Raw genomic sequence first — 19,978 nt, 5'->3', positions numbered from 1 at the left:
GTCATGCTCCTGCGATTTTCCCTGCGTGCCGTCCTGCTGGGCGGCCTGCTCACGGCGCCGGCCCTGACGGCCGCCCACGCGACCAGCCTGAACTTCGGTGTGGCCTACGTCCGCCCGGCCGATCCGTGGTCCTGGCCCACCTGGGGCCGCGTGGGCGTGGACGACGTGAGCGTGGGCGGCGGCACCCTGAGCGCCAGCGTGTCTACCCGCGCCCTGAGCGTGGGGTACCGCCAGGGGCTCAGCCTGCCCCCCCTGGCGACCATTACGGCCCGCACGGACCTGACCGTCACCGCCCAGCGCGGGTACCGGATCGGCAGTCAGGTCAGCGGCAGCGCCGGGCCCGTCGCCGTGACTGCAAGCGGCACGTACTTCACCGTGCCCGCCACCGTCAACGATCCGCTGGCCACCTACGCGGAAGCCCCGGTGGACCTGCGCCTGAAGGGCTGGAACGCGGACCTGGCCGTCCGGTACCGCGTGAACCGCGACCTCGTGGCGGTGGTGGGCAGCGAGTTCGGGCCGCAGAACCAGGGCGCGCTGGGCGTGGAGGGCCGCCGCAGCCTGACCCGCGTCGTGCCGCCCGACCCGGCCGACCAGCCGCAGGACGCCGGGGACGGCAGCGACCCGGCGCCCGTGCCTGACCCGGAGACCGAGGTGACGGGCACCGTGACCTGGCGTGCAGGTGTGCGCGGCGGCGCGGACCTGCTGGCCGTCACGGGCGGCGTGGGGTACGCCACGCCGGCAGGCGTCACCCTGAACCTGGATGCGCTGGCCGGCGTGCAGGACTGGCGCAGCGCGCAGAACCGCGCGCGCACCTGGGGCCTGAGTGGCAGCGTGGCCGCCCCGGACCTGCTGGGCGAGGGCAGCACCCTGCGCGCCTACGCCGCGTACGAGCCCTGGCGGGCGGCGGCGTCCCCGCTGCGGGCAGGTGTGACATCCGAGCTCCCCGCCGGGCCCGGCACGGTCAGCCTGGACGTGGCGGGTGGCCGTGGTCCGGACGGCGCACTGGGCTTCGGCGTGAAGCTCGGCTACAGCTTCGACCTCAGCCGGCCCTGACGGGTCAGATCCGCCGGGTGGTTGCTGACCGGATTGTGACGGTAAATGCCGTCCTGGCGCGACGTTAAACCTGTCATCAGCCCCCCGCGTCCCTTCTCATGAGGGGGCGCGGGATACTGCCGGGCATGAGCAAACGCCTGACCCTGACCCTCCTCGCGGGCCTCCTGAGCGCCGCGGGTGCCCAGACCGCGCAGGACATCGTGAACAAGGTGGACGCCGCCCAGAAGGCTGCCAAGGACGTCTCCTTCCGCCTGAGCGGCAACGCCAGCTTCGACAGTGCCGCCCAGAAGATCGACCTGACCGTCAAGGCCATTCCCGCCCAGAGCCTCGCGCGCGTGCAGTTCATGGCGCCCGACGCCCTGGCGGACAACGTGATCGTGGCCGACAAGACCGAGATCCGCCAGTACATGTACCTCACCAACCAGATCACCGTGACCAGCGCGCAGAAAGCCGCTGATCAGGCCGGGCTGGGCCTGGACTTCACGCAGCTGACCAACACCGCTAGCATGCTCGCCCGGTACAACGTCAAGTTGCTCGGCACGACCGGCACGGCGGGCAAGCGCGTCTACCAGTTGGAAGCCACCCCCAAGACGGGCGGCGGTGACAGCAGCCGCGTGTGGATCACTGAGGCCGGCTGGCGCCCCACCCGCATTCAGCTGCTCAGCGGCGGCAAGACCGTCGCGGACCTGACCGTCAGCAGCTACAAGGTGAACAGCGGCCTGACCGCCACCGCGATCCGGCAGCTGCCCAAAGACGCGCAGATCATTAAGCAGTAACGTCCTGCCGCCCCTGACGCCCGCCCTGGCCCCCTGCCGGGCGGGCGGCGCTCAGGTCGTCAGGTGAAGTCCGGCGCGGCGTCCGTGAACTGCCCGTCCAGCAGGTGCAGCGTGCGGTCTGCGTAGCGCGTCAGGCGGTCATCGTGCGTGACCATCAGCACGCCCGCCCCCTCCTCCCGCGCGAGATTCACGAGTAGCTGCGCCACCGCCTGCGCGTTCGCGCGGTCCAGGCTGCCCGTCGGTTCATCCGCCAGCACCGCCGCCGGATGCGCCGCGAGCGCCCGCGCCACCGCCACCCGCTGCCGCTCCCCGCCACTGAGGACCGCCGGGTACGCCCCCTCGCGCCCCGCGAGGCCCACGCGGCCCAGCAGGTCCCGCGCCCGCGCTCCGTCGCCCTGGCCGGACAGGCGCGTGGGAATCAGGACGTTGTCCAGCACCGTCAGGTCCTCCAGCAGGTAATGATGCTGAAACACCAGGCCCAGCTGCGCCGCGCGGCGCTGGGCGCGCTCCTGCGTGCCCAGTGAATCCACCCGCTCGCCCGCCCACCACACCTCGCCCGCGCCGGGCGTATCCAGGCCGCCCAGCAGGTGCAGCAGCGTGCTCTTGCCGCTGCCGGACGGGCCGGTCACCGCCACCACCTCACTCGGCTGCACGGACACCGACACGCCGCGCAGCACCACCTGAGCACCGAACGCCTGCTGCAGGTCGCGGCCCTCCAGGGCGGGGGGGGGAAGGGGAACGGACACGCGGCGCATCTTAGCGTCCGCCGCACCCGGCGGCGGCCAGCTGACCGGGCGGGCACCCTGCGCGGGTGACTGTTCAGGAGTGCCAAGTCAGGCTAGGATGATCGGACGATGGCGCGGCTGGACGACCTGAAGCTCTCCCCACTCTTTCAGAATGTGCCCCCCGAGGCGCTTCTGGAGGCTTCGCAAGTCACCACTGAACGGCACTTCCGGGTCGGTCAGGTCATCCTGGAACAGGACGCCGAAGGTGAAGCGCTGCACCTCATCACGCGCGGCGTCGTGCGCGTCTCCCGCGTCAGCCTGGGCAGCCGCGAACGCGTCATGGGTGACGTGTACGCCCCGGCCGTGGTCGGCGAAACCGCCGTTCTGGGCGACGGGGAACGCAGCGCCACCGTGCGCGCCCTGAGTGACGTCACCACCCTGATGCTCTACCGCGAGCACTTCCGGCAGATCCTGCGCCGCTACCCGGACGTGCTGTGGAATCTCAGCGCCCTGCTTGTGCAGCGCGTCACGTTCCTGAACGACGAACTGATCGCCTTCGGACTGAACACCGAAGCGGCCCTCAGTCACGTGTTCACCAGCCTGTACCAGCAGCGCGTCCGCGCGGGCGTCCCCGATCCACACGTGCTGCCCCTGAGCACCCAGGACATCATGGCCCGCATCTCCTCAAGCCGCGAAACCGTATCGCGCGTCATGCGCCGCCTGCAACAGGCGAACCTCGTGAAGAGCAACGGGCAGCAGGTCACGCTGCTGGACGTGGACGGCCTGCTCGGCATCACCCTTGAGGAAGCCGAACAGCTGGAATGAAGAGAGCCTGAAGCGCCCCGCCCACCCGGCGCGGGGTACCCTGCGCGCATGCAACGCCTCGGTGACGTGATCGTCCTCGACCTGCCTGTCACCCTGATGGACAGGCCCACCGTCATCCACCCGGTCGCCCTGGCCGGACCCGACCACACCCTGACCCTGGTGGACACCGGCCTGCCCGGCCAGCTGGAGGCCATCACCGCCGAACTGGCCCAGGCTGGATACGCACTCGGACAGGTGCGCCGCGTGATCGTCACGCACCACGACCTCGACCACATCGGCAGCCTGGAAGACGTCGTGCGCGCCACGAACGCCGAGGTCTACGCCCTGGACGCAGAGGTGCCCTTCATCACCGGCGAGCGCCGCGCGCAGAAACTCCCCAGCGCCGAGCAGGCGCAGGCCATGCTGCAAGACCCGAACCTGAACCCCACGATGCGCGCCATGCTCACGCGCGATCCCGTCCGGGTCAGCGTGCAGCGCCGCCTTCAGGACGGTGACCTGCTGCCCGGCGGCGTGCGCGTCATCGCCACGCCCGGCCACACCCTGGGGCACCTCAGCCTGCTCGTGCCCGGCGGGAACATCCTCATCAGCGGCGACGCCCTGACCTCCCAGGACGGCGCCCTCGGTGGTCCCATGCCCCGCGCCACCCCGGACCTCCAGACAGCGCACGCTTCCGTCCGCCGCCTGGCTCAGGAGGACGTGCAGACCATCGTCACGTACCACGGCGGCGTGGTCAGTGACAACGCTAGCGGGCAGCTGCGCGCCCTGGCCGCCCGCCTCGACTGAGCCGCGTGCCCCTCGCCTGTGCCGACACGCGGCGCCACGTGACGGCCCCGCAGACGCCGGACCTGACGCAACGGGACGCTCTGGCACGCTTCGCGCCGGACCGGGCCGCCCGCCGCGCCCTGTGGCATCCTTATAGCCGTGCCGCCCGGCCGGACCTGCTGCCCTGGGACCTGGGCCTGGACTGGTCGGTGCCCGCCCCAGAGAGGGGCGAGGTGCTGGGTGAGGCGCTGTGTACGCAGCACCTCACCCGCGTGGACCTGCGCTTCACGGTCGCCCCCACGCGGGCGCAGGCCCTGTCCCTCATGGCACAGCTGGGATTGACTGTGGCCCCCTGGGCCAGAACGGCGGACGTGCCCGCCGACTGGGACGAGGTCGTCGTGTACCTCAGCGAGTACGGCGGGCACGTGGGGCAGGACAAGGTGCGCCTGCCGGCCGCGCAGGCGCGGCGCGAGCACCCCGGCCGCCTGTGTACCCGCTTCCTACCGCCTGACCTGCCGCCCGGCGCGCCCGAGGGCGTCACGGGCGCGTCCGAACGGGATCTGGTGGCCGGTGACCACGTGCTGCACCTGCGCCTCCTCAGCCGGGACTGGCGCAGCAACGTGGCGGTCACGGACGCCCACTGGAGCGCCGTGACCGCCCGGCCGGACACCGGGCCGTACGGCCGCGAGCACGACGCCCTCCTTGGCCCGCTGTTCGCCATTGATTTCGTGATCAGCGGCGGCGTGCGCTGGGCCGTGGATTTCAACACCAGTCCCGGCGCCACCGGCGCACCCGTGCACGAACTGCCCGGCAGGAGCATCACGGGCGCCGTGCAGGGCTGGCGGGGCTGGACCGGTTAAGCCCCCCGGAACAGCGGCGCGTCAGTCCGGCTGGGCGGGCCGTTTCTGCATCAGGGCGGTCCGTTTACACCGCGCCACGATCTCGCCCCGCTGGTTCAGCGCGCGGTGCTCCACGATCACGATGCCCGCGTCCGGGCGGCTGCGGCTCTCGCGGACCTCCAGCACCTCCGACTCCGCGCGGATGGTATCCCCATGGAACACCGGCTTCGGGAACACCACGTCCGTCAGGCCCAGGTTCGCGACCAGCGTGCCCAGCGTCAGCTCGTGCACACTCAGGCCCACCAGCAGGCTCAGGGTCAGCAGGCTGTTCACCAGCGGCCGCCCGAACTCGGTCCCCGCCGCGTACTCGTGATCCAGATGCAGCGGCTGCGGATTCATGGTCATGGTCGTGAAGAACACGTTGTCAGCCTCCGTGACCGTGCGCGTCACGCGGTGACGGATCACGGTGCCGGGGGTCAGTTCCTCCAGGTAGCGCCCCTGCGGGCGGTTCAGATCCTCATTCATGGGTACCTCCGGGGTGGGGGAGTCCAGCGTGATCCTGCGTGAGGATGGCGCGAGCGGAAGCCAGCATGGGTTCGTCCACCATCTGACCCTCGAAGCTGAACGCCCCGTGGCCCTGCGTGGCGGCGTCATGGGCGGCGGCGAGCAGGGCGCGGGCGCGGGCCGTCTCGGCGGGGGTCGCGCCGAACAGCTCGTGCGCCAGTTCGACCTGCGCGGGGTGGATGCACAGTTTCCCGGCGTAGCCCAGCGCGCGGCCCAGTCCGGCGTCCTCGCGGAAGCGTTCCGGGTCGTTCAGGGCGGTCACGACGATGTCCAGCGCGGGCACGCCGGTCAGGCGCGCGGCCAGCGCCACCTGCGAGCGGGCGTACAGGACCTCCAGCCCGCCGGGCGTGCGCCTCCCGCCCAGGTCTGTCGTGTAATCCTCCGCGCCGAAGTACGCCCAGCGCACGGCGTCCTCTCGCAGGATGTCGTGCGCGTGCCACACGCCCGCACCCGTCTCCAGGCCCGCCAGGATGGGCAGGGTCAGGCCGAACGTCGCCAGGGCGTTCACGACCTGCCGCACGTCGTCCGCGCGTTCCAGTTTCGGCACGACCACCCCGGCCAGTTCCGGCGTCAGCACGTGCAGATCCTCGGCAAAGTACGGCGAGTGCACGGCGTTCACGCGCAGGAACACCGGGAGGTGCGGCGCGGCGGCGATCAGGTCCCGCGCGGCGTCGCGCGCGACCGGGCGGGCGGCGGCCTTCGCCTCGGGCGTGCCGGGAATGGCGTCCTCCAGGTCGATGACCACCGCGTCGGGGGCGCTGCGGGGCAGTTTGGCGATCAGGTCGGCGCGGTTCCCCGGCGCGAACAGCAGGCTGCGGGGCCGCGCCAGCCCAGCGGGAAGCCCAGCCGAACGAACGTTCGTTGACATGATCAGCAGGATAGCGACTCTGACCCGCCCCGCGCGCCTGCCTAGCCGCCCGCGTTGACCACCCCCGCCGGGCGCGCGTACACTGCCCCGCATGATCGCGGCGAACAACAACGTGAATGATGATCCCTGCTAGGGGACGTCACGCCGCATACCGCGCCCCCGACACCCTCACCGGAGTCGGGGGCTTTTCAGTGAACACCGATGCACAAGGAGCCCGCATGACCACCCCAGCCACCCCCGAACAGCCCGCCCAGCACCGCCTGCCCCGAACCCTCACCCGCGACCTCAGCCACCACGACGGTCAGACCGTTCGCCTCCAGGGCTTCGTGCACGCCCGGCGCGACCTGGGCGGCGTGCAGTTCATCGTGCTGCGCGACGTGAGCGGCGTCACCCAGTGCGTCGGCAGCGGCCTGACCCTGCCCCTGGCCGAGAGCAGCGTGGAGGTCACCGGGAAGGTCAAGGCGCACCCCAAGGCCCCCGGCGGCTTCGAGGTGCAGGTCGAGGACTTCCGCGTCATCAGCGCCGCTGTGGAGCCCGCCCCGGTCGAGATTCCCAAGATGGAATGGAACGTCAACCCGGAAACCATGCTCGACTACCGCGTCGTCACCGTGCGCGGCCTGAAGGAACGCGCCGCGCTGAAGGTCCAGGCGGAACTCGTCGCCGCCTTCCGTGACCACCTGATGACCGAGGGCTTCACCGAGATCAGCACCCCCAAGATCGTCTCGGCAGGCGCCGAGGGCGGCGCGAACCTGTTCCCCATCGACTATTTCGGGCACCCCGCGTACCTCGCGCAGAGCCCGCAGCTGTACAAGCAGATCATGGTTGGCGTCTTCGAGCGCGTGTTCGAGGTCGCGCCCGTCTACCGCGCCGAGGAGCACGCCACCAGCCGCCACCTCAACGAGTACCTGAGCCTGGACGTCGAGATGGGCTTCATCGAGGACGAGGAAGACGTCATGAGCTTGGAGAACCGCCTCCTGGCCGCCATCATGACCCGCCTGAAGAGCACCGCGCAGGCCGAGTTCGACCTGCTCGGCGCGACCATCCCCGACGTGCCCGCCCACATCCCCCGCATCACGCTGCTGGACGCCCGCGCGCTGGTCACCGAGAAGTACGGGCATCAGGTGGGCGGCAAGGACCTCGACCCGGAAGCCGAGCGCCTGCTGTGCCAGCACTACGCGGAAACGGAGGGCAGCGACTTCGTGTTCGTCGCGAAATACCCCCGCGCCGCCCGCCCGTTCTACGCCCACCCGGACGCGAACGCCGACGGTACCCCCAGCAGCGAGATCACCCGCGGCTTCGACCTCCTGTTCCGCGGCATCGAGATCACGAGCGGCGGGCAGCGCATCCACGACCACGCCATGCTCATGGACTCCATCGCCACGTACAAACTCAACCCCGAGACGCTGGAAGGCTACACCGAGGTCTTCAAGTACGGCATGCCCCCCCACGGCGGCTTCGCCATCGGCGCCGAACGCCTCACCGCCAAACTGCTGGGCATCAGCAACGTCCGCTACGCCCGCGCCTTCCCCCGCGACCGCCACCGCCTCACCCCTTAAGGCACCGTGAACGGCCCGCAGGCTCATCCGCACAGGGTGAGCCTGTTTTCACATGTTCACGCCAGTAGGCTGGCGGCAGCACCACCCAGGCACCCCCACTCCCCAGCTCAGCCCACAGGAGGACCCCCATGCGCCCACCCACCCGCCTCATCCTGAGCGTCACCCTCACCGCCCTGGCCAGCCCCGCCGCGCACGCCGCCTGCGCCCTGAAAGATCTGTTCCCCAGCGGCGTCTACACCTACCGCATGTCCGGGCCCACCACGATCACCTACACCACCACCAACGCCGCCAAGAGCAGCAGCGTGACCTCCACCACCACCGTGGCCGGCACCACCACCAGCATGACCTGGGCCTGCACCGCCAAGGGCCTGACCGGCACGATGTCCACCGGCGGCAAGGAGAACCTCACCACCACCAGCAGCGCCTTCCTGCCCCCCCCGAGCGTCTGGCGACCCGGGTACAGCTGGAAGAGCAATCAGACGGTCAACATGGGCGGCGGCCTCACCGCTAAGAGCACCAGCGTCAACAAGATCGTGAAACGCGAATCCATCAAGGTGCCCGCCGGGACCTTCACCGCGTGGCGGCTGGACACCACCTCCACCATGACCATGAAGCTCCCGAACAGCAGCGCCCCCAAGACCACCACCCTCAAGAGCAGCGTCTGGTACGCTCCGGGCACCGGCATGATCCGCAGCGAGAGCAGCGGCGTGACCACCGAACTCGTGAAGGTCAAACGCTGAAGCCAGACGCCGGAGGCCACCCCGGTTACTGGCCGGCCTGACGGCTCGCTCCGCCCAGTTCAGGGACGCTGAGTGTCTCACCCGGCGTCCCTAAACGCTGCGGTGAACGAAGTGCGCCTTGCATCCTCACCCCGCGTGTCCCTAGCATCGGCGCATGACCGACCACGCCCGAGGCAGCAACGAACAGGCCCTGAACGAGGAATTCGCGCAGTTCAGCGTCGGCGGGCAGCGCGTATACGGCATGCTGCACCGTCCCGCCGGGGACGCTCCCGCGCACGGCTGGCCCAGCGTGATCCTCCTGCACGGCTTCACCGGCAGCCGCACCAGCGACCACCGCCTCTTCCCGCTGCTCTCCCGGCACCTCGCCGCGCGGGGCGTCGCCAGCCTCCGCTTCGACTTCCGCGGCAGCGGCGAGAGCCACGGGGATTTCAGCGAGATGACCGTCACCCGCGAGGTCGAAGACACCCTCGCCGCGTTCGACTACGTGCGCCGCCAGCCCGGCCTCGACCCCCAGCGCGTCATGCTGCTCGGCTTCAGCATGGGCGGCCTCGTCGCCGCCCAGAGCGCCGCGCAGGCCCGCCCCCACCGCCTCGCCCTGTGGGCCCCCGCCCTGCCCGACCTCTGGCTCCCCTTCCTACGCGGCGGCTTCCTGCCCGCCACCATCACCGATTATGGCGGCTGGCCGCTGGGCCGCGACTTCCTCCAGGAAGTCACCCGCCTACGTCCCCTCGACGCCGCCGCCGCGTGGGGCGGCGAAGCCCGAGTCTTCCACGGCGACCAGGACAAAACCTGCCCCCCCGAGTACGGCGTCCGCTACGCCCAGGCCCTGCACTGCGACGCCATCGCCATCCCCGGCGCCGGCCACACCTTCGACAAGCTCGAGCAGGTGGACCTCCTCTTCCGAGAGACGACGCGATTCCTCACCGGGGGGTGAGGAGGGGAGTGGAAAGTCGGTAGTGGGGAGTGGGTCGGGCGGAGGTGGGCGGGCACGTCTGTTCACTGTCTTCAGGTCGGCTGAACTGAATCACCCGCAATCCACTTCCCACTCCCCACTGCCTGCCCACCGCTACCCGCCCTTCCTCCCCGTCCAGACGGTGTGTTTGCCGCCCCTGCCGTGGCGGGCGCGGGGGTGGTGGACGTGGGTGGTGAATCCGGCGCGGGTCAGGGCGTCGGTGAAGCGGGGGACGTGTTCGACGCTCCACACGGCCAGCACCCCATCGGGGCGCAGGGCGGCGCGGGCGGTGGCGAGGCCGCGCGGGCCGTACAGGGCGTCGTTCGCGGCGCGGGTCATGCCCTCGGGGCCGTTGTCCACGTCCAGCAGGATCGCGTCGAACTTGGTGGGGTGGGTGCGCATCACTTCACCTACGTCGGCGACGGCGACGGTCACGCGCGGGTCGCGCAGGGGGTGCCCGGCGACCTCGCCCAGCGGCCCGTGGTTCCACGAGACGACCTCCGGCACGAGTTCCGCCACCGTCACCTGTGAATCGTCTGGCAGGGTGTGCAGCGCGGCGGCCAGGGTGAAGCCCATGCCCAGCCCGCCGATCAGGACGCGCGGCGCGGCGGCTCCCAGCCCTGTCAGGGCAAGGTCGGCCAGCGCCTCCTCACTGCCGTGCTGGCGGGAGTTCATGAGGTCGTACGGCGTGCCGCGCACGCGGATGCTGAACTCGGTGTCCCGCTGCCACAGCTGCAGTTCGTCGCGGCTGCCGGGCACGGGCGCGGACCCGAGGTGAACCCAGGGTTTCAAGAGAGGCTCCGGGAGGCGTGGGGGAGAAGCGGCATCCGGCCAGTCTACCCGAGCGGTTACAGGCTGAGGACGGCGCCCAGCACGGCGGCTCCCACGACGATCAGCGCGGCGTTCACTCGGGTGCGCCACAGCAGCGCGAACGACACGGCGGCGATCAGCGCGCCTGCCGGGCTGTGAATGCTGCCGCGTGCGAGGACCAGCACGCCCGCCAGCAGCACGCCCGCGCCGAAGGGGAGCAGGGCGCTGCGCAGGGAGGGCAGCCAGCGCCAGCGGCTCAGGCGCTGCCACGTGGTCATCGCGGCGGCACTGAGGAGCGCGGTGGGGCCGTAGAAGCCCAGCGTGGCGGCGAACGCGCCCAGCCAGCCGCCCGCCGCGAAGCCGTAGTGGGTCATGGCCAGCATGTTCGGTCCGGGCATGACCTGCCCCAGCGCGAACCCGTTTGCGAGAAGCTGCGGCGTGATCCAGTGTTTCTGTTCGACCAGGACGCGTTCGATCTCGGGGAGGTTCGCGCCGCCGAAACTCACGAGGCCCAGCCGCGCGAACGTGAGCAGGATGTCCAGCGGATCGGCGGTCATCTCGCCTCCGGCCCGGTGGGCTGCGAAAACCGCCGGGTCCGCGCGGATGCGCATGGGAGAAGGACGGGTTCCGGGAGTGGCATGGACAGAGCGGTGGGGGTGCAATCTGTCCATGGAGTGGCAGAACCCCGTCTCATTCGCCGCTCCGGGGGCGGTGGAGGATCAGGCCGACGATCACGGTGCCCGCCAGGACGAGCAGCAGATCGGCGCGCAGGACGGCAAGGAGCAGGAAGGTGATCACGGCGAGGGTGGGGCCGAAGCGGATGCCCGCCGTGACCTTCAGGACCGGCAGGGCGGCGGTCAGCATGACGCCCAGCGCCGCGCAGGCCGCGCCCCGCAGGCCGCTCTGTACGCCACTGGGCAGGCCGCCGGGCAGGCCGAGGGTGAAGACGGTGACGGTCAGCATGGCGATCAGGCCGGGCGTGAGGATGCCCACGACCGCCAGCGCCGCGCCGCCCCCGCCCAGCAGGCGCGCGCCGATCATCGCGGCGAGGTTCACGGCGTTCGGGCCGGGCGTGAGCTGCGCCAGCGTGTAGGCCTCGGCGAATTCGGCGTCGGTCATCCAGCCGCGGGTGGTCAGGGCGCGGCGGGTGTGGGCGGGCAGGCCGCCGCCAATGCCGACCAGCGCGACCCCTACGAACAGCCGGAGCAGTCCGGTCGGGGTGGGAGGCTGGACGGGAAGGGGGGGCGCCGCGCTGGCGGCCGGGGTGGTGGGCGCGCTCATGCCCTGAGCGTAGCGCTCACACATTCGGAGCCCCGCAACTACTCGAGGGACAACACAGAACAGAATGCACGCAACATGGTGCAGTGAGGATACGCTGGGCAGGTGAACCGGGCTGGCCTGACATGCCCCATCCTGCTGCTCGCCCTAACTGCCTGCGGCCCAGTCGAGAGCAGCAACAACGACGGGACGCCCTGTCAGGAGGCCGCGTCGCTGAATCTGGCGCGGTCAGTGCGGGTGCCCTACGACACGGAACGCTTCGAGGCCCTGCCCGGTGGGGGAGAGTCCGAGCAGTTCCGCGTCACGCTGCTGAACCGGGGGGAGATCGTGGAACGGTACGCGTTCACCTGCCGCGAGTCGGTCAGTGGATCAGTGGAACTGACCTGGACGCCGCTGCGCTGACCCTACCGGCCCCCACCAGCCACCCGGTCCAGCTGCGCCCGGAACACGCCGGGATCGGTAGTGGGCAGGTCGCAGGTGTGGTGCAGGCACACGTACCCGCGCCCGTCACCGGGGCGGTCCTGAAGGACGGGCAGGTCACCACCCGCCTCCGTGAAGGCCAGCGCGGCGAAGGGGAGGAACACGCCCGCCGCGACTTCTTCCAGCGGGGCGCGTTCCCCAGCGGTGCCGATGATGGCGACCTCGGTGTGAGGGGCGTGGAGGAACGCGGCGGCCAGCCACAGCCCGCCGAAGCCGCCCGCAGCGGCCAGCATGTCGGATCGGAAGGCGTTCACGGTGCGGCGCGCCATGCCCTCCGCCGCCTCGTCCGCGAAGGAGCGGTGCATCCACAGCGCTAGCAGCGCCCCTGCCGCGTTCTCGGACAGGACGGCGCTGTCGAAGCCCGGAGCCTGCCGCGCCAGCAGCGGTTCGGCGCGGCCCCCGGAGGCCATGAACACGCCCGCCTCCTCGTTCCAGAAGTCGCGGCGCACCACCCCCCACAGCTCGCGCGCGCGGTGCAGGTGCGTCAGGTCACCGCCCGCCTGGAACAGCGCCACGAGCCCCAGCGCGTACAGCGCGTGGTCCTCCATCAGGCCCTCCACGCGCGCCTGTCCGCCCCCCCAGGTGTGCCGCAGCGTGCCGTCCGGCAGGCTCAGGTGACTCTCGATGAACGCCGCGTTCCGGCGTGCGACCTCCAGATACGCGGGCTCACGGAGGATGCGGGCCGCGTCCGCGAAGGCCGCCAGCGCCAGCCCGTTCCACGACGTGAGGACCTTGTCGTCCGTTCCCGGCTGCGGCCGCTGCGCGCGGGCCGCCAGGAGGCGCACCTTCAGGGCGTCCAGGTGCGCCGCGACCTCCGCTTCCGTCTGCCGGAGCTCCAGCGCCAGATCCGGCACGGGCAGCGCCACGAACGGCACGCTGCGCCGCCCCACCTCGGGCCGGTGTGGGTCGAGGAAGTTCCCGGGCTCGCTGATGTCCAGGTGACGGCACAGCAGCTCGCCGTCCGCGTCGCCCAGCACTTCCCAGACCTCGGCGGGCGTCCACGTGAATGTCAGGCCCTCCACGCCCCCCGTATCCGCGTCCTGCGCGGAGTAGAAGCCTCCGTCCGGGGCGAGCATCTCGCGCCGCAGGTACTCCAGCGCGGCGCGCGCCGCCTGCGCGAACGCCGAGTCCCCGCTGAGCTGGTAGGCGCGCAGCAGCGTGCGGGTCAGCTGGGCGTTGTCGTACAGCATCTTCTCGAAGTGCGGCACCCGCCACGCCTCGTCCACGCTGTAGCGGTGGAAGCCGCCACCCAGCTGATCGTGCAGCCCGCCCGCCAGCATGCGCCGCAGCGTGTGCAGCGCCATCAGGCGGCCCGTGGGCTGCGTCAGCAGGAAATCCAGCGTCGTCGGGGCCGGGAACTTCGGCGCGTCGCCAAATCCGCCCAGCGCCTCGTCGAACACCCGCCGCAGGTTCCCCACCGCCCGCTCCAGCAGCCCGGCGTCCACCTCACCTTCCGCCACGCGCGGCCGGCTGGCCTCGCGGACATGCTCGGTCAGCGCCTCGGCGTTCCCCAGCAGCTTGGGCCGCTCCTCGCGCCACGCGCGCTCCACGCTGGCCATCACCCGCGAGAAACTCGGCAGGCCGTGTCCGTCGCGCGCGGGGAAGTACGTCCCGGCGTAGAACGGCGCGCCGTCCGGTGTCAGGAACACCGTCATCGGCCAGCCGCCCTGACCGGTCAGGGCCTGCGTGGCCGCCATGTACACCGCGTCCACGTCCGGCCGCTCCTCGCGGTCCACCTTCACGTTCACGAAGTGCGCGTTCATGTACCCGGCCGTCGCCTCGTCCTCGAAACTCTCGTGCGCCATCACGTGACACCAGTGGCACGTCGAGTACCCCACCGACAGCAGCACCGGCACGTCCCGCTCCCGCGCCTCCCGGAACGCCGCCTCGCCCCACGGCCACCACGCCACCGGGTTGTCCGCATGCTGACGAAGGTACGGGCTGCTCTCCTGACCCAAGCGGTTCATGCCCCGAGGGTACCGCCCCCCGCCGCCTGACCGGGAGAACATGAACGCAGAACGCTGCGCGCCTCACACCCCTGCCCGCTGCCGAGCTTCACACTGAGGCGCATGGCCCAGCCCGACGCCCCCGCCGCCGACCCGCAGAGCTCCTTCGACCGTCCCGTCCGCGTGCGCGCCGGCTTCCAGCTGACCTTCGACGTGCCCTACCCGACCCCCATGCTGTTCGTCGTGCAGCCCCGCGACCGACTGGAACCCACCGGCACCCGCCAGCGCATCCTGGACCAGCGGCCCCTGGGCGCCGCGCAGGGCATCCACACGTACACCGACACGCACGGCAACGCGGTCTGGCGCACCGTCGCGCAGCCCGGCACGTTCACCATCGGGCACGACCTGATCGCCGAAATCACCCGCAACGCCGACCCCGCCCACCCCGACCTGCCCAAAACCCCGGTCGAGGCCCTGCCAGACGAGACCATCACGTACCTGCTCCCCAGCCGCTACGTGGACAGCGACCTGATCAGCGCCGACGCCTGGGAACGCTTCGGGCACATCCAGGGCGGCTGGGCGCAGGTGCAGGCCATCAGCGACTACCTGAACGACACCTGCACGTACGGCTACGGGTCCACCAGCGCCACCACCGCCTTCCAGGCGCTCGGCAGTGGCCGCGCGGTCTGCCGGGACTTCGCGCACATGGGCGTCGCGTTCTGCCGCGCCCTGAACATCCCCGCCCGGTACGTGTGCGGGTACCTGCCCGACATTGACATCACGCCCGACCCGGTCCCCATGGACTTCCACGCTTGGTTCGAGGCGTTCATCGACGGCCAGTGGCGTACCTTCGACGCGCGGCACAACCGCCCCCGCGCGGGACGCATCCTGATTGCCCAGGGCCGCGACGCCTCCGACGTGGCCTTCACCACCTCGTTCGGCAGCGCCCGCCTGACGCACATGAAAGTCTGGGCGGACGAAGCCGCACCCGACATGACCCTGGACACGCCCCCCAACCCCCGCATCTTCTGAACCACAGCCCGGCCACACCTCAGCAGCGGGCCACCCGGTGAGCCTCTCGCGGTCGGAGCGACAGCCGCGCGGCCACTGGGTCGCGTGGTGGCCCCACTCGCCCGTCCGGGTCGCCCGTTCCAGAGCTTTCCCGTACACTTGACAGTTATGGACCTGAAGGCTCGACTCAAAACCGCCGTGGAGGCCGCCGCCGCCAGCATGGGCGCCCCGCTGGACGCCGCCATCCAGGAGACGCCTGCGAACAAACCCGGCGATTACGGCACGCCCGCCGCGTTCCAGATCGCCAAGGCCCTCGGGCAGAACCCTGCGCAGGTCGCGCAGACGCTCGCGCAGACCGTGCAGCTGCCAGACGGGATTGAGCGCGTGGAGGCCGCCGGGCCGTTCCTAAACTTCTTCGTGGACGTCGGCGGCTTCGTGCGCAGCGTCGTGCAGACGCCCCTGAACCTCCCCGCGCAGGACGGCAAGGTCGTCATCGAGCACACCAGCGTGAACCCCAACAAGGAACTCCACGTGGGACACCTGCGCAACGTCGTGCTCGGCGACAGCATGGCCCGCATCTTCCGCGCCGCCGGGTACGAGGTCGAGGTGCAGAACTACATCGACGACACCGGCCGGCAGGCCGCCGAGAGCCTGTTCGCCATGGACCACTACGGCCGCGAGTGGAACGGCGAGCAGAAATACGACCACTGGCTGGGCGAGGGCTACGTGAGGCTGAACGCCGACCCCGCCAAGGCCGACATGGAAAGTGGCATCCGCGAGGTCATGCACAAGCTCGAAGAAGGCCTGCTGCGCCCCCTGGTCGAGCAGACCGTGAAAGCCCAGCTGGACACCTGCTTCCGCATCGGCGCCACGTACGACCTGCTCGTGTGGGAGTCCGACGTGGTCGGCAGCGGCTTCCTGAACCGCGCCATGGACATCCTGGAGGGCAGCCGCTACACCTCGCACCCCACGGAAGGGAAGTTCGCGGGCGCGTTCATCATGGACGTCAGCGAGTTCATGCCGGGCCTGGAGGAATCCAACGTGGTGCTGCGCCGCAGTGACGGCACGGCCATGTATGTCGCCAAGGACATCGGCTTCCAGTTCTGGAAGTTCGGCCTGTTCGAGGGCATGACCTTCAAGCCCTTCATGACCGACCCCGCCGGGCACACCATCTGGACCAGCGACCCGGGCGGGGACAGCGCCCAGGCCGCCCGCTTCGGGCACGCGCACGAGGTCATCAACGTCATCGACTCCCGCCAGAAACACCCCCAGATGCTCGTGCGCAGCAGCCTGGGCGTCGCCGGAGAGACCGAGAAAGAAGCGCGCAGCATCCACCTCAGCTACGAATTCGTGAACCTGAACGGGCAGACCATCAGCGGCCGCAAGGGCATCACCCTGGCGGTGGACAGCGCGCTGGAACAGGCCGCCGCGCGGGGCTTTGCGGAACTCAGCGCGAAGAACCCCGACCTCGCCACCCGTGACGACGCGCAGGAGATCGCACGCCGCATTGGCGTGGGCGCCCTGCGCTTCGCCATGCTGCGCAACGAACCCAGCCGCGCCTTCGACTTCGACCTGGAGAAGGCCAGCAGCCTCCAGGGCGACACCGCCCCGTACATCCAGTACGCCGCCGTGCGCGCCGCGAACATCCTGCGCAAAGCCCAGGAGGCCGGGCATACCGTAGACGGCACCGGCGCCGCCTGGGACGCCCTGCCCGACGTGGACCTGATCCTCGCCAAGCAGGTCGCCAAACTCCCCGAAGTCGTCGAACAGGCCGTCCGCGCGCACTCCCCGCACGGCGTCGCCCAGTACGCCCTGGACCTCGCCACGTCCTTCAACGCCTGGTACAACGCTAAGGACAAGCAGGGCAAGCCCGCCACGAACGTCCTCGCCAGCCCCGAAGGCCTGCGCGAAGCGAGACTGGCCCTCGTCGCCCGCGTCCGCACCGCCTTCGAGGACACCCTCGGCCTGATCGGCATCGAGATTCCCCCCGCGATGTAACCAGAGGCGGGGAGCGTCTACGCGGGCTGAACCTGCGGGCTGACGCCGCCGCCCGAATGGGCTACACTTCCAGGCATGATCCGCTCTGCGCTTACCACCCGGGGACGCCTCGACTGACTTACGGTCCGTTCGAGCGTCCCCGGCTGGCTGCCGGGGCGTTTTTTTGGCCCTGCGCCCTGAACGTTCAACCCAAGGGCCGCTTGTGCCTCAGCGCCCAGAGCCCACCCCCCGAAGGAGCCCACCCATGACCCAGATGAACAACGAGCACCCGATCAACATTCCCGAGCCGCGCATGGAGCGGTACAATCCGCACGCCATCGAGAAGAAGTGGCAGGGCGCCTGGGAGCAGAGCGGCCTGTACAAGTTCAATGAGGACGCGCCGGGCGAGAAGTTCTACGCCCTGACGATGTTCCCGTACCCCAGCGGGAACCTGCATATCGGGCACTGGTACGCGAACGTGGCGCCGGACGCGCGGGCGCGCTGGCTGCGGATGCGCGGGTACAACGTGCTGTTCCCGATGGGTTTCGACGCGTTCGGCCTGCCCGCCGAGAACGCCGCCATCAAGAACAAGACGAATCCGGCGACGTGGACGTACGCGAACATCGAGCGGATGACCGGGCAGTTCCAGGCGATGGGCACCATGATCGACTGGAGCCGCCAGTTCGCCACCTGCGACCCGGAGTACTACCGCTGGAACCAGTGGTTCTTCATCGAGTTCTACAAGCGCGGCCTGGCGTACAAGAAGGGCGGGCTGGTGAACTGGTGCCCGAAGGACCAGACGGTCCTGGCGAACGAGCAGGTCGTGAACGGCCACTGCGAGCGCTGCGGCACCGCCGTGGAGAAACGCAACCTGAGTCAGTGGTACATGAAGATCACGGACTACGCCGACGAGCTGCTGGACTTCAGTGACACGGACATGCCCGAGAAGGTCCGCCTGATGCAGACGAACTGGATCGGCAAGTCGGTGGGTGCAGAGGTGACCTTCGACACGCCGGCCGGGTCGGAGACGGTGTTCACGACCCGCCCGGACACCCTGATGGGCGCGACGTTCATGGTGCTGGCCCCCGAGCACGCCAAAGTGGCGGACCTGACCACCGACGAGCAGCGCGCGGAGGTCGAGGCGTACGTGGCGGCGGCGGGCCGCAAGACCGACGTGGAGCGCCAGCAGGAAGGGGAGAAGACCGGCGTGTTCACCGGCAGCTACGCCACGCACCCCATCACCGGTCATCAACTGCCGATCTGGGTGGCGGACTACGTGCTGGTCACGTACGGCACCGGGTCGATCATGGCCGTGCCCGCGCACGACGAGCGCGACTTCGCGTTCGCACGCAAGTTCGGCCTGGATATCGTGGAGGTCATCCGCGCCGGGGGCGCCGAGCCGATGGCCGAGGACGCGGCCGAGCCCTACACCGGTGAGGGCGTCATCGTGAACAGCGGCGAGTTCGACGGGATGCCCGGCGGGAAGGCTAGCATCGCCGGGATCGTGGAGCAGCTGGAGGCGCGCGGCATCGCGAAGGCGAAGACCACGTACCGCCTGCGCGACTGGCTGTTCGCCCGCCAGCGCTACTGGGGCACGCCGATTCCCTTCGTGCACTGCCCCGAGCACGGCGCGCAGCCCGTCCCCGAGGACCAGCTGCCCGTGCGCCTGCCCGAGAACGTGGAGTTCACCCCGACCGGCCAGAGCCCCCTGAAACTGGACACCGAGTGGCTGAAGACCACCTGCCCCGTCTGCGGCGGCCCCGCCGAGCGCGACACCGACACCATGGACACCTTCGTGGACTCCAGCTGGTACATGTACCGCTACCTGAGCCCCGACTACCACGAGGGCCCCTTCGATCCCGCCAAGGACCCCATGATGCCCGTGGACCTGTACACGGGCGGCATCGAGCACGCGATCCTGCACCTGCTGTACTCGCGCTTCTGGGTGAAGGTCATGCGCGACATGGGCCTGACCAAGCACAGTGAGCCCTTCGCGCACCTGCGCAACCAGGGCATGATCCTGGGCGAGGACGGCGAGAAGATGAGCAAGTCGCGCGGGAACGTCGTCGACCCGGACGACCTGGTGCGCGAGTACGGCGCGGACACGGTCCGCACGTACCTGATGTTCATCGCGCCGTGGGAACTGGGTGGCCCGTGGGACCCGCAGGGCATCAACGGCCCCGCCAAGTGGCTGAGCCGCGTGTGGACCCTGTTCACCGACGACAAGGTCACCGGCCCCGCCGAGACCGTCAGTGACGCGGACCTGCGCTTCGCGGTGCACAGCACCCTGAAGAAGGTCACCGGGGACTTCGAGCGCCTGAGCTTCAACACGATCATCGCGTCGCTGATGGAACTGACGAACACCCTGGTCAAGGCCAAGCGCGCCCCGGTGTTCGGCACGCCCGCCTGGGACGAGGCGCTGGACATCTTCAACCGCCTGCTGGCCCCCGTCGTGCCGCACATCGCCGAGGAAATCTGGGCGGCGCGCGGCCAGGAGGGCAGCGTACACACCGCCGCGTGGCCCGAAGTCGATGAGGCAGCCGCGACCCGCGACACCGTCACCATGGGCGTGCAGGTCAGCGGCAAGGTGCGCGGGCAGGTCACCATCAGCAAGAGCGCCACGCAGGACGAGGCGATGGCCGCCGCCAAAGAGAACGCCGACGTGGCGCGCTTCATCGAGGGCAAGCAGATCGTCAAGGAGATCTACGTACCCGGCCGCATCATCAACATCGTTGTGAAGTAACGGCGGATCAGTGGGCGGCTCACCACCGGGTGGGCCGCCCGCTGTCTTCCATGTCCACGCGACATTCGGCAGG

At 70.3% G+C, this 19,978-nt stretch carries 19 protein-coding genes; 12 read left to right on the top strand and 7 right to left on the bottom strand.

Annotation, left to right across the window (positions count from 1 at the left end):
• The first annotated feature begins 3 nt into the window (after positions 1-3).
• Positions 4-1,053, top strand: coding sequence for a hypothetical protein (locus tag IEY63_RS04265; RefSeq protein WP_189067688.1), 1,050 nt, complete (start codon positions 4-6; stop codon positions 1,051-1,053).
• 125 nt (positions 1,054-1,178) lie between these two features.
• Complete coding sequence (locus IEY63_RS04260) at positions 1,179-1,829, top strand: outer membrane lipoprotein carrier protein LolA (protein WP_189067687.1); 651 nt, start codon at positions 1,179-1,181, stop codon at positions 1,827-1,829.
• 59 nt (positions 1,830-1,888) lie between these two features.
• On the opposite strand, the gene IEY63_RS04255 is transcribed toward IEY63_RS04260, so the two are convergent.
• Entirely contained in the window at positions 1,889-2,584 is a 696-nt protein-coding gene (locus IEY63_RS04255) for an ABC transporter ATP-binding protein (protein ID WP_189067686.1), read from the bottom strand.
• Positions 2,585-2,683: 99 nt separating this feature from the next.
• Between IEY63_RS04255 and IEY63_RS04250 the strand changes: the two genes are divergently transcribed.
• The 3 genes from IEY63_RS04250 to IEY63_RS04240 are packed head-to-tail and all read left to right on the top strand — an operon-like array spanning position 2,684 to position 5,001.
• Positions 2,684-3,379 carry a Crp/Fnr family transcriptional regulator gene (locus IEY63_RS04250; protein ID WP_189067685.1) on the top strand — a complete coding sequence of 232 codons (696 nt, stop codon included), beginning with the start codon at positions 2,684-2,686 and terminating at the stop codon, positions 3,377-3,379.
• Between the two features lie 48 nt (positions 3,380-3,427).
• Positions 3,428-4,162 (top strand): MBL fold metallo-hydrolase, encoded by a 735-nt coding sequence (locus tag IEY63_RS04245; protein ID WP_189067684.1) that lies wholly within the window; start codon positions 3,428-3,430, stop codon positions 4,160-4,162.
• Between the two features lie 5 nt (positions 4,163-4,167).
• On the top strand, positions 4,168-5,001 hold the full coding sequence (locus tag IEY63_RS04240) for a hypothetical protein (RefSeq protein ID WP_189067683.1): 834 nt from the start codon (positions 4,168-4,170) through the stop codon (positions 4,999-5,001).
• Between the two features lie 21 nt (positions 5,002-5,022).
• On the opposite strand, the gene IEY63_RS04235 is transcribed toward IEY63_RS04240, so the two are convergent.
• Both IEY63_RS04235 and IEY63_RS04230 read right to left on the bottom strand, forming a co-directional pair.
• On the bottom strand, positions 5,023-5,505 hold the full coding sequence (locus IEY63_RS04235) for a MaoC family dehydratase (protein ID WP_189067682.1): 483 nt from the start codon (positions 5,503-5,505) through the stop codon (positions 5,023-5,025).
• Complete coding sequence (locus IEY63_RS04230) at positions 5,498-6,412, bottom strand: HpcH/HpaI aldolase/citrate lyase family protein (RefSeq protein WP_189067681.1); 915 nt, start codon at positions 6,410-6,412, stop codon at positions 5,498-5,500. Before IEY63_RS04230 ends, IEY63_RS04235 begins: the two co-directional genes overlap by 8 nt.
• A gap of 218 nt (positions 6,413-6,630) precedes the next feature.
• Here IEY63_RS04230 and aspS point away from each other — a divergent pair, with 218 nt between their 5' ends.
• From aspS to IEY63_RS04215, 3 genes are all read left to right on the top strand, one after another.
• Positions 6,631-7,968, top strand: coding sequence for an aspartate--tRNA(Asn) ligase (gene aspS / locus IEY63_RS04225; protein WP_189067680.1), 1,338 nt, complete (start codon positions 6,631-6,633; stop codon positions 7,966-7,968).
• Between the two features lie 128 nt (positions 7,969-8,096).
• Positions 8,097-8,708, top strand: a complete 612-nt coding sequence (locus IEY63_RS04220) for a TapB family protein (RefSeq protein WP_189067679.1) — start codon at positions 8,097-8,099, stop codon at positions 8,706-8,708.
• A gap of 154 nt (positions 8,709-8,862) precedes the next feature.
• On the top strand, positions 8,863-9,642 hold the full coding sequence (locus IEY63_RS04215; protein WP_189067678.1) for an alpha/beta hydrolase family protein: 780 nt from the start codon (positions 8,863-8,865) through the stop codon (positions 9,640-9,642).
• 132 nt (positions 9,643-9,774) lie between these two features.
• Here IEY63_RS04215 and IEY63_RS04210 read toward each other — a convergent pair whose 3' ends face one another.
• The 3 genes from IEY63_RS04210 to IEY63_RS04200 form a co-directional block, all read right to left on the bottom strand.
• Complete coding sequence (locus IEY63_RS04210) at positions 9,775-10,452, bottom strand: spermidine synthase (RefSeq protein ID WP_189067677.1); 678 nt, start codon at positions 10,450-10,452, stop codon at positions 9,775-9,777.
• A 56-nt stretch (positions 10,453-10,508) separates the two neighbouring features.
• Entirely contained in the window at positions 10,509-11,027 is a 519-nt protein-coding gene (locus IEY63_RS04205; protein ID WP_189067676.1) for a chromate transporter, read from the bottom strand.
• A 133-nt stretch (positions 11,028-11,160) separates the two neighbouring features.
• Complete coding sequence (locus IEY63_RS04200) at positions 11,161-11,751, bottom strand: chromate transporter (protein ID WP_189067675.1); 591 nt, start codon at positions 11,749-11,751, stop codon at positions 11,161-11,163.
• Between the two features lie 102 nt (positions 11,752-11,853).
• Here IEY63_RS04200 and IEY63_RS04195 point away from each other — a divergent pair, with 102 nt between their 5' ends.
• A complete protein-coding gene (locus IEY63_RS04195; RefSeq protein ID WP_189067674.1) occupies positions 11,854-12,150 on the top strand; it encodes a hypothetical protein in 297 nt (98 codons plus the stop codon).
• Between the two features lie 2 nt (positions 12,151-12,152).
• On the opposite strand, the gene IEY63_RS04190 is transcribed toward IEY63_RS04195, so the two are convergent.
• Positions 12,153-14,195 carry a thioredoxin domain-containing protein gene (locus tag IEY63_RS04190; RefSeq protein ID WP_189067673.1) on the bottom strand — a complete coding sequence of 681 codons (2,043 nt, stop codon included), beginning with the start codon at positions 14,193-14,195 and terminating at the stop codon, positions 12,153-12,155.
• Positions 14,196-14,297: 102 nt separating this feature from the next.
• Here IEY63_RS04190 and IEY63_RS04185 point away from each other — a divergent pair, with 102 nt between their 5' ends.
• From IEY63_RS04185 to leuS, 3 genes are all read left to right on the top strand, one after another.
• Entirely contained in the window at positions 14,298-15,206 is a 909-nt protein-coding gene (locus IEY63_RS04185) for a transglutaminase-like domain-containing protein (protein ID WP_189067672.1), read from the top strand.
• Between the two features lie 147 nt (positions 15,207-15,353).
• Positions 15,354-17,183 carry an arginine--tRNA ligase gene (locus IEY63_RS04180; protein ID WP_189067671.1) on the top strand — a complete coding sequence of 610 codons (1,830 nt, stop codon included), beginning with the start codon at positions 15,354-15,356 and terminating at the stop codon, positions 17,181-17,183.
• Positions 17,184-17,427: 244 nt separating this feature from the next.
• Positions 17,428-19,905: a leucine--tRNA ligase gene (gene leuS / locus IEY63_RS04175; RefSeq protein WP_189067670.1), complete on the top strand. Its 2,478-nt coding sequence runs from the start codon at positions 17,428-17,430 to the stop codon at positions 19,903-19,905.
• The last annotated feature ends 73 nt before the right edge of the window (positions 19,906-19,978 follow it).

It is taken from the genome of Deinococcus radiotolerans, assembly GCF_014647435.1.
Lineage (GTDB): Bacteria > Deinococcota > Deinococci > Deinococcales > Deinococcaceae > Deinococcus > Deinococcus radiotolerans.
The sequence above is the reverse complement of the archived record's forward strand: the minus strand, read 5'-3'. Positions and strand labels throughout refer to the sequence as shown.

Excerpts from the sequence above, each read along its gene's own strand:
- IEY63_RS04205 (WP_189067676.1), bottom strand. The coding sequence starts at position 11,027 with ATGACCGCCGATCCGCTGGACATCCTGCTCACGTTCGCGCGGCTGGGC.
- IEY63_RS04220 (WP_189067679.1), top strand. The coding sequence starts at position 8,097 with ATGCGCCCACCCACCCGCCTCATCCTGAGCGTCACCCTCACCGCCCTG.
- IEY63_RS04190 (WP_189067673.1), bottom strand. The coding sequence starts at position 14,195 with ATGAACCGCTTGGGTCAGGAGAGCAGCCCGTACCTTCGTCAGCATGCG.
- IEY63_RS04265 (WP_189067688.1), top strand. The coding sequence starts at position 4 with ATGCTCCTGCGATTTTCCCTGCGTGCCGTCCTGCTGGGCGGCCTGCTC.
- IEY63_RS04260 (WP_189067687.1), top strand. The coding sequence starts at position 1,179 with ATGAGCAAACGCCTGACCCTGACCCTCCTCGCGGGCCTCCTGAGCGCC.
- IEY63_RS04235 (WP_189067682.1), bottom strand. The coding sequence starts at position 5,505 with ATGAATGAGGATCTGAACCGCCCGCAGGGGCGCTACCTGGAGGAACTG.
- IEY63_RS04180 (WP_189067671.1), top strand. The coding sequence starts at position 15,354 with ATGGACCTGAAGGCTCGACTCAAAACCGCCGTGGAGGCCGCCGCCGCC.
- IEY63_RS04255 (WP_189067686.1), bottom strand. The coding sequence starts at position 2,584 with ATGCGCCGCGTGTCCGTTCCCCTTCCCCCCCCCGCCCTGGAGGGCCGC.
- IEY63_RS04215 (WP_189067678.1), top strand. The coding sequence starts at position 8,863 with ATGACCGACCACGCCCGAGGCAGCAACGAACAGGCCCTGAACGAGGAA.
- aspS (WP_189067680.1), top strand. The coding sequence starts at position 6,631 with ATGACCACCCCAGCCACCCCCGAACAGCCCGCCCAGCACCGCCTGCCC.
- IEY63_RS04245 (WP_189067684.1), top strand. The coding sequence starts at position 3,428 with ATGCAACGCCTCGGTGACGTGATCGTCCTCGACCTGCCTGTCACCCTG.
- IEY63_RS04230 (WP_189067681.1), bottom strand. The coding sequence starts at position 6,412 with ATGTCAACGAACGTTCGTTCGGCTGGGCTTCCCGCTGGGCTGGCGCGG.
- IEY63_RS04250 (WP_189067685.1), top strand. The coding sequence starts at position 2,684 with ATGGCGCGGCTGGACGACCTGAAGCTCTCCCCACTCTTTCAGAATGTG.
- IEY63_RS04200 (WP_189067675.1), bottom strand. The coding sequence starts at position 11,751 with ATGAGCGCGCCCACCACCCCGGCCGCCAGCGCGGCGCCCCCCCTTCCC.
- IEY63_RS04185 (WP_189067672.1), top strand. The coding sequence starts at position 14,298 with ATGGCCCAGCCCGACGCCCCCGCCGCCGACCCGCAGAGCTCCTTCGAC.
- leuS (WP_189067670.1), top strand. The coding sequence starts at position 17,428 with ATGACCCAGATGAACAACGAGCACCCGATCAACATTCCCGAGCCGCGC.